This window comes from Xenophilus sp., from assembly GCF_044462705.1.
In the GTDB taxonomy this organism is placed as follows: Bacteria; Pseudomonadota; Gammaproteobacteria; order Burkholderiales; family Burkholderiaceae_C; genus Xenophilus; species Xenophilus azovorans.
Map to the genome: position 1 here is coordinate 1 of NZ_JBIQNC010000212.1, position 7871 is coordinate 7871.

The window sequence follows — 7871 nt, forward strand, 5'->3', positions numbered from 1 at the left end:
CCGGGCCGGCCGGCGGCGCGGCCCGCCGGCAGGGCCGGCTGGCGGGCGCCCGGGCGGTCGTCGCCGCGCACGGCGACCACCGGCTTGGGGGCAGCCTTGGGTGCGGGCGCAGGCGCGGCGGCCTCGCCGGAGGCATCCGCTTCGCCGGCGTCGGCGGCAGCCGGCGGCGACGCCTCTTCGCCCTGCGGCGCGGCCGCATCGGCAGCCGGCGTCGTGCCCTCGCCCGCGGCTGCGGGCGGCGCGGCTTCCTGGGCCGGCGCAGCCGGCAGTTCCCCGCGCAGCGCCGCCTCCAGTTGCGCCAGCGCGGCGCGGATCTTCTGCGCATCGCCGGCGGCGTTGGCGGCCTCCACGGCCTTGGAGGCTTCCAGCACGGCGCGGTCGTGTTCGCTCATGGCCGCGGCGGCGCGCTCGCGTTCGGCGCTCTTGCGCTGGAAGGCCTCGTCGATGGGTTTGCGGAAGGCATCCCACAGCTTCTGTTCCTGCCGGCGCTCCAGCGGCACCGCCTGCGCCTCGGCCTGCCAACGCTGCTGCAGCGTCTTGACGGCGTCGATGCGCAACTGCGGCGAAGCACCCAGTTCGGTGGCTTCGGCGATGAGCTGCTGGCGGCGCTCGACGCTGGCCTTCTGCGCCGCCTCCAGCGGCGCGCGGGCGGCTGCCATCGCCTCGTTCCATTTCGGCTGCAGTTCGGCGAACACCTTCTCGCTGACGTGGCCGGCATCGCGCCAGCGGTCGGCGAACTGGTGCAGGCCGCGGTTGAGCGCCTTGAGGTCGTCGCCGGCGTGGGCGGCGGCCCAGTCGGCCAGTTCCTGGATCAGTTTCTCGCGCTGGCCACGGTGCTCGGCCGCGTCGGCGCGCACCTTCTCCAGCCAGGCCTCGACCACCTTGTGGGCCTGGTTGCAGGCCTCGTCGAAGCGCTTCCACAGCGCGTGGTTGGGCGCGCCGCCCTGGTCGACCTGCTTCCACTGCTCGCGCAGGGCACGCAGCTGTTCCTGCATCTTGCGCCCGCCCAGGGCCTGGCCCTCGGGGCGGTTGAGCAGGCTCTCGGCCTTGGCGACCAGGTCTTCGCGCACCTTGTCGGCGCTCCAGCGCTGCCAGCCCTCCAGTTCGCCGGCGGCCACCAGCGCGGCATGCACGCGGGCTTCGAGCGCATTGCCGACCAACTTGCCGTGGTCCTTGAGCACCGCGCGCAGCGCCGCGGCGGCGCCCTGGCTGGTCTTGCCCTGGCCCTCGGCGGTGGCCTGCTCCAGCTTCGCCAGCGCGGCCTGCACGGCCTCCTCGGCCGCAGCGCGGGCAGCAGGATCGACCTTGGGCGCCGGCGGCGCCTTGGCCGGCGCGGCCGCGGTGCCCTCTGGCGGCAGGCCGCGGGCGGCGCGCAGTTCGTCGGCCCAGACGGGCACGGGCGGCAGCGGCGCCTCGGCGTCCGCCGCGGCGGCGACGGTCTGCGCCAGCGCGGCATGGAAGGCGTCGGACACCACCTGCAGCTGCGAACGCGAGCTGTCCAGCTGCGAGGCGTAGCGCGCGTCCAGGCTGCCCCAGTTGGCGTCCTGCGCCATCTCGTCGGCCTGGGCGGTCCAGGCGGCCACGTCGGCGCGCAGGGCCTCCTCGGCGGCCTGCGCGTCGTGCCAGGGCTTGGTGGACAGCACCTCGAAGCGCTGCGCCAGCAGCAGCGCCGCCTCGCGGTGCACCTGGGCGCGGTGCTGCAGGTCCTCGATGCCCTTGACGCGCTCGGCCAGGCGCGTGCGCAGGCCGGCCAGCGGCTCGCGCGACAGCGGCGCGCCGGCCTTGGCCGCATCGCGCTGCCAGGCCATCGCGTCGGCGATGTTCAGGCGCGGCTGGGCCAGCAGCGCCTCGGCCTTGGCCGACCACTCGGCGGCGATGGCCTCCTGGCCCTTGGCGCGCTTGATCTCGTCCAGCCGCTCGCGCAGGGCGCGCGCGGCGCCCTTGTCGCGGCCGCTCAATTCCTTGAACGCCTCCTGCATCAGCTCCGGCGCCGGGTCGGTCGCCAGCCAGTCGCGGATGCGCTGGGCCCGCTCGCCGGAAGTGGGCGCGGTGAACGCGCCGCCGGTGAGCTGGTCGAGGGTGGAAAGGTCGTGTTTGCTGGCGTGGGTCACTGCGCGCGGAAGGGAAAAGGTCGTTGGACAGACGCCGAAGGGCCCAAAGGCCCCTCAAGCGCAGGCGCCGGCAAAGCCGGCGCGAGCCGCACATTGTCGCCCAGGAGCATGGCATCGGAAACCCGAAGCGCCCCGCCCCTTGCCCGCGCCGGGGCGCCGGGCTACTTCATATCGAGTTTGAGCTCGGCGCCGGGCTTCCAGTCCTTGCCGCCCGCCTTGGTCTGCACCGCGCCGAGGAACAGGCGCTCCGAGGGGAGCTTGTGCTCGACCAGGTAGTCGCGCACCGCCGCGCCGCGCGCCACGGCCAGCTCGCGCACCGCCTGCTCGTCCACCTCGATGCTGGCCAGCAGCAGTTTTTCCATCTCCTCGGTCGGCAGCTTCCTGGCCATGCCGATCATGTTGCGCGGCTTGGTGATGTCGGCACGCTTGTAGACGGCTTCCAGCAGCTCGGGGTACTCGGCATCGGTCACCGGGCCGATCTTCGCGGGGTCTTCCTTGTTGCGCAGCGCGGCGCGGCGCTTCTCGCCCATCGCCATCTGGCGCAGGCGCTGGCGCTTGGCCGCCTCGCGCTCCTTCTCGAAGTCGGACTGGCCGACCACCGTCAGGCGCAGCGCCGGCCGGTCGGTCAGCGCCTTGGCCACCTTGTCCAGCGCCTGCCTGGCGGCGTCGTCCAACTCGGCGCTGCCGGGCGCGAAGGCGATCGTGCTGGCGTCGCCCCCGCCGCCGCCCAGCCCGCCGGTCAGCAGGCTGAAGGGCGCCGTCACGGCCTTGGTGATCAGGTTGAGCACGGCCTTCCAGATCAGCGGGCCGACGCGGAACTGCGGGTCGTTGATCGAGCCGGACAGCGGCAGGTCCACGTCGATCACGCCGTTGCGGTCGGCCAGCAGCGCCACCGCCAGCCGCACCGGCAGGCTGGCCGGCGCACCCTCGACGGCATCGCCGAACTCCAGCTGGTTGAGCACCAGGTTGTTGGTGGCGGTCAGGCGGCCGTCGGGCGCGACCTTGTAGTTCACGTCCAGGCTGAGCTTGCCGCGCTCGATGCCGTGGCCGGCATAGCGCACCGAGTACGGCGACAGCGGGGGCAGGTCCAGGTCGCGCATCTTGGCCGTGATGTCCAGCTCCAGCGGCTTGGCCAGCGGGTTGAGCTTGCCCATGATCTCCAGTTCGGCCGTCTGCTGCGCCTTGCCGCGCAGCTCCAGGTCGGCCAGCTGGGTCTGCCCGTCCTTGGGCTGCGACGCGAAGGCGCTGAGCTTGCCGGTGAGCTGGCTCAGGTCGGCCGAATAGTTGGGCTTGATGAAGAGGTCGGTGAAGTCCACCGTGCCGTTGACGACGCTCACCGGGCCGAAGTGGATGACCGGCGCCATCGGATCGGGCGCCGCCGGCGCGGCTGCGGCCTGCGGCGCGGCCGCCGCGGCCGGCTCGCTGCCCACGGCCTCCTCCGCGGAGACGGTGCGTCCGCCGGCATCCGCGGGCGCCGGCTCGTTGGTGGTGACGGTCGCCCCGCCGGCGGCGCGGCGCGCAGTCGGGTCGGGCCTGGCGGCATCGGCGGCCGCACTCTCTTCGGCGCCCTTCTTCGTCAGGCTCTGCAGGTTCAGGCGGCCGCTCTCCTCCACGATGATGCGGGCGAAGACGTCGGTGAGCGTGGTCTCGCGCACGTCCACCTTGAGCGGCACGCCCGGCTCCATCGCCACCTGCAGGCCGCGCAGGTCGAGCGCCTTCCAGCTCAGCAGGCGCCGGTTGCCGTCGCCGAAGCTGCCCTTGCGCGTGAGGGTGGCGCTGTCGGCGCGGAAATCGTCGATCGCCGTGTCGCCCGCCACCCTGAGGCGGATACCGTCCTTGGCCTGGGCGAAGCGCAGCGTGCCCCGGTAGTTGGCGTACGAGCGGCGGATGTCCACGTTCAGCGCATCGCCGAAGTAGGCCTTGAAGGCATGCGCCGGGATCGAGGCGGCCTCCAGCCGGCCCTCGACCGCGATGGGCTCCAGCACCAGCTTGCCCTTGAAGTCGAAGCGCCCCGGCTCGACGCGGCGGGTGGCGCCGATGCGCCCGGACAGTTCCACCGGCGACGCGGTGGCGGTGCCCGGCGCGATCTGCCCCGCCTTCAGCCGCAGGGCGCTGATCTCCACAGCCACGGGGGCCTCGGCATCGGCCTTGTCGGCATAGGTGACGTCGCCACCGTCCACCGCCAGCGTCGCGATGCTGAGCTTCCAGGGCGAGGCCTGCGCAGCCTCCTCGGCGGCGGGCGTCTTCGGCGCCGCCACCTGGACCGGCGCGCCGCTGCCCGGCGCCTTCATCCAGCGCTCGAACATCCAGCGCTTCTGCTCGTCGCGCTCGACGCGGATCTTGGGCTTGGCCGCCGTGAGGCTGCCGATGGCGACGGTGCGCCCGGCCAGGTCCACCTGCGCATCGGCCACCTCGAAGCGCCCCACGCTGGCCAGCGCCGTCTTGCCTTGCGTCATCGCCAGCCCGTCGAGCGCGAGGCGCCGCGCGTTCACCTTCAGGTTCGGGGCGGCCCAGTCCACGTCGATCTGGCCGCTGAGCTTGCCGTCCACCGACGGCTCCAGCGCCTGCGCCAGGTAGGGTGCGGCCACCGTCAGCGGCAGGGACTCCAGCTCGGTCTTCACCTGCGCCGCCTTGTCCGTGCCCTCGCCCTGGAACCTGAACGGCGCCTCCCCCACGTTCAGCGAGCCGTGCCAGCGCGCCGGCTTGTCCATCGGCCAGACGATGCCCTCGGCCTCGACCTGCAACTGCGTCAGGTCGACGGCAGCCGCCGGCACCGTCGTCTCGTCGCGCCAGCCGATGCGCCCGTCCTGCAACGTGACCTTGTCCACCTGCACCTTCCACGCCGGCGCGGCATCGGCGGCCGGCGCCTTGTCGGCGGGCGGCGCCGGTTCGGCAGGCACCGTGGCGACCTTGCGCTCCTCGCCCGTGCGGGCGTCGGTCGCCAGCAGGTTGAGCTGCCCCTGCGCGTCGCGCGCCACCGTGAGCTGCGGGCCGGCCAAGGCCACGCTGTCCAGGTGCACGACGCCCTCCAGCGGCCGCACGTCGGCCAGGCCCAGCTTGAACGAGGCGAGGTCCAGCAGGTCGCGGCCGGCGCGGTCGGCCAGCTTGATCCCCTGCGCCTCGATGCCGCCGCTGATGCGCAGCGACGAGGCCTCGGTCCGCTCGAAATCGAATTTCAGGTCGGCGCCCAGCTTGCCCGCCAGCAGCTTCACCGGCAGGCCGCCCGGCACGTAGCCCAGGTAGGGCGCCAGGTCCAGATCGGTGAAGTGCAGTTGCGCGTCCGTCTTGCGGTTGTCGGCGAAAGGGGTCGAGTGGGCCGACGAATCGAAGCGGCTGCCGTTGAGCGCGAAGGCCAGCTTCGGCTCGACCTTCACCTCGCGCTTGGACGGCAGGCTGCTGACGAAGGGCACCATCAGCTCGAAGTCGCGCAACTCGTGCTTGCGCTGCACCGGCTGGTCGTCGAAGTCCACCGATCCGCCGGTGATGGCGATGTTGTAGACCGCGAAGCGCGCCGGCTCGCCCGGCGGCTTCGGCGGGCCGGCCGTCAGCCGCGCCAGCACGTCGTCGAAGTCGTACTTGCCGTCCGCCAGGCGCGCCGCCCGGATCGTCGGCCCCTCGACGCTGACCGCGTCGATCACCGGCGCCAGGCGCAGCAGCGACTGCAGCTCCGCGTCGGCGTAGAGGCGCCGCACCTCGACCTGGGCCGGCCCCTCGCCCGCGCCGGCGATGCGCAGGTCGTCGATGGCAACCTCCAGCGACCAGGGCTTGAAATCCACCTTGCCGATCGTGACCTGCCGACCGAGCTGCTCGCTGGCGATCTTCTGGATCTGGCTCTTGGCGATCGGCGGGACGGCCAGCCACAGCAGCAGCCACAGCAACAGGAGGACGGCCAACGCGACGACTCCACGCCGCACCCATTTGTTCTGCTTCAGTGACGCTGCATTCATGGCGCCCCGAGTGTGCATCAAGCATCGCAGGCGCCCGGCGCAAAAAGAGAAAGCCCGGTGACCGATTGCTCGGTCACCGGGCTTGACGGCCGGCCCAAGGCCTGTGCCATCTTGCGCTCGGGCGGAAGTTGATCGTTCCACCCGCGCGGTGGCAAGGGATTGCCACCAAGAGGCCGCGGCACCGGGTCGCTGGACGGGAGGAAAGGCTCCCGCAGACCGCGATGCCTTGGCAGGCGCCTGACTCTTCAGGCGGCCTCAGATTAGGCGCGAGCGCGCGCGACCGCAAGTCCTTTTCTCAATCGGGCGGCATGCCGCGATTGGCGGCCTTTCAACAACCCTATTTAGCATATTGAATCAAATCCTCATAATTGACCGTGTATTTAGCCACTTTTAAAATCCCGCCTGCTCCTCCGTCGAGGACGCCCTGACGCCGCCGGATTTCTCGCCGGCGAGACCGGAGGACCACACACTTTCACCGCGCATCGTGTGGCACCGGAAGCTGCCAATCCACGCGATTCGATGTCGCACGACGCGCCGGCCCCACGCCCGCACGACGATCGCTCGAAGCCTCGCACAGAAAGGAAGAGCGAATGAACAACGTATTGCGCAGCGGTGCGCAATCACTGCAGACCTTCGTGAGCGACATCGCCGAAGGTTTCTTCGAGGTGGTGCACAACGGCTTCGCCCTGATCGGCCTGGCCATCGTGTTCGTGATGGTCGCGCTCATGGCCCGGCCCGACCTGCAACTGGCCGGCGAACAACGCCTGATGGCCTGGCTGGAATCGCGCAAGCCGGCGCCGGAAGCGACCGACCTGCAGCCCAACGCGATCGAGCGCACCACCGCGGCCCACCCCGACGAACTGCCCCGCCAGCAGGCGGCCGTGGCCTACTGGCTCAGCCGCAAGTACCGGGTGGCCGTCGAGCCGCTGAGCGTGCTGGTGGCCGAGGCCTACGAGATCGGGCGCAAGACCAAGCTCGATCCGACCCTCATCCTGGCCATCATGGCCGTCGAGTCCAGCTTCAACCCGTTCGCGCAGAGCCACGTCGGCGCCCAGGGCCTGATGCAGGTCATGACGCGCGTGCACGGCGACAAGTACGAGAGCGCCGGCGGCGTACTCACGGCCTTCGACCCGATCACCAACATGCGGGTGGGCGTCAAGGTGCTGCAGGAATGCATCGCGCGCGCCGGCTCGGTCGAGGCCGGGCTGCGCTACTACGTGGGCGCCGCCAACCTGCCGGACGACGGCGGCTACGCCGCCAAGGTGCTGGCCGAGCACGGCCGGCTGGCCCAGGTGGCGGCGGGCCGCGCCGTTCCCACACTGCCGCCGGCACCCCGCGCGCAGCCGGTGCCGGTGGTGGCGCCTGTCGTCAAGCCCGAGGCGGACGATCAGAAAGTGGCCCTGCTGGCCGGCTCCTGAGCGGCACCGCTCAGTTACACTTCCACGCGTGCGCGACTGGCGATAGGCGAGGCGCAGCCCGCCCTCCGGGGGGCCGCCCGCTGACGTGGATGACCACTGGGAAGCGCACCGCCCGCCATGCGGGCGATCAGCCGTTCGCCTGGGCAGTCCTTGCCCGGTTCGTGCAAGGACCCTCCTCACCAAAGGACTGCCATGTATCAACGCAACATCCTGGTCGAACAGACCGATCCTGAGCTGTGGGCCGCCATCCAGGCCGAGAACAAGCGCCAGGAAGAGCACATCGAGCTGATTGCCAGCGAGAACTACGCCTCGCCCGCCGTCATGGCCGCGCAGGGCTCGCAGCTCACCAACAAGTACGCCGAGGGCTATCCCGGCAAGCGCTACTACGGCGGTTG

General features: G+C 71.6%; 3 protein-coding genes, 1 pseudogene and 1 riboswitch. Of the genes and pseudogenes, 2 read left to right on the forward strand and 2 right to left on the reverse strand.

Annotation, left to right across the window (positions count from 1 at the left end; genetic code table 11):
• Together ACIY1X_RS22380 and ACIY1X_RS22385 are read right to left on the reverse strand one after the other, a co-directional pair.
• Positions 1-2111, reverse strand: a 2111-nt coding sequence (locus ACIY1X_RS22380) for a DUF349 domain-containing protein (RefSeq protein WP_399684868.1), incomplete at its 3' end; no start/stop codon positions are given.
• Positions 2112-2272: 161 nt separating this feature from the next.
• Positions 2273-6058: a DUF748 domain-containing protein gene (locus tag ACIY1X_RS22385; RefSeq protein ID WP_399684871.1), complete on the reverse strand. Its 3786-nt coding sequence runs from the start codon at positions 6056-6058 to the stop codon at positions 2273-2275.
• Between the two features lie 590 nt (positions 6059-6648).
• Here ACIY1X_RS22385 and ACIY1X_RS22390 point away from each other — a divergent pair.
• Together ACIY1X_RS22390 and glyA are read left to right on the forward strand one after the other, a co-directional pair.
• Positions 6649-7476, forward strand: coding sequence for a transglycosylase SLT domain-containing protein (locus ACIY1X_RS22390; RefSeq protein WP_399684874.1), 828 nt, complete (start codon positions 6649-6651; stop codon positions 7474-7476).
• 22 nt (positions 7477-7498) lie between these two features.
• Positions 7499-7628: riboswitch (ZMP/ZTP riboswitch) on the forward strand.
• Positions 7629-7668: 40 nt separating this feature from the next.
• Positions 7669-7871, forward strand: a pseudogene (gene glyA, locus ACIY1X_RS22395) (serine hydroxymethyltransferase); the annotation flags it as partial.

Bases quoted from the DNA above. Each gene is read 5' to 3' on its own strand.
- ACIY1X_RS22385 (WP_399684871.1), bottom strand. From the start codon at position 6,058: ATGAATGCAGCGTCACTGAAGCAGAACAAATGGGTGCGGCGTGGAGTC.
- ACIY1X_RS22390 (WP_399684874.1), top strand. From the start codon at position 6,649: ATGAACAACGTATTGCGCAGCGGTGCGCAATCACTGCAGACCTTCGTG.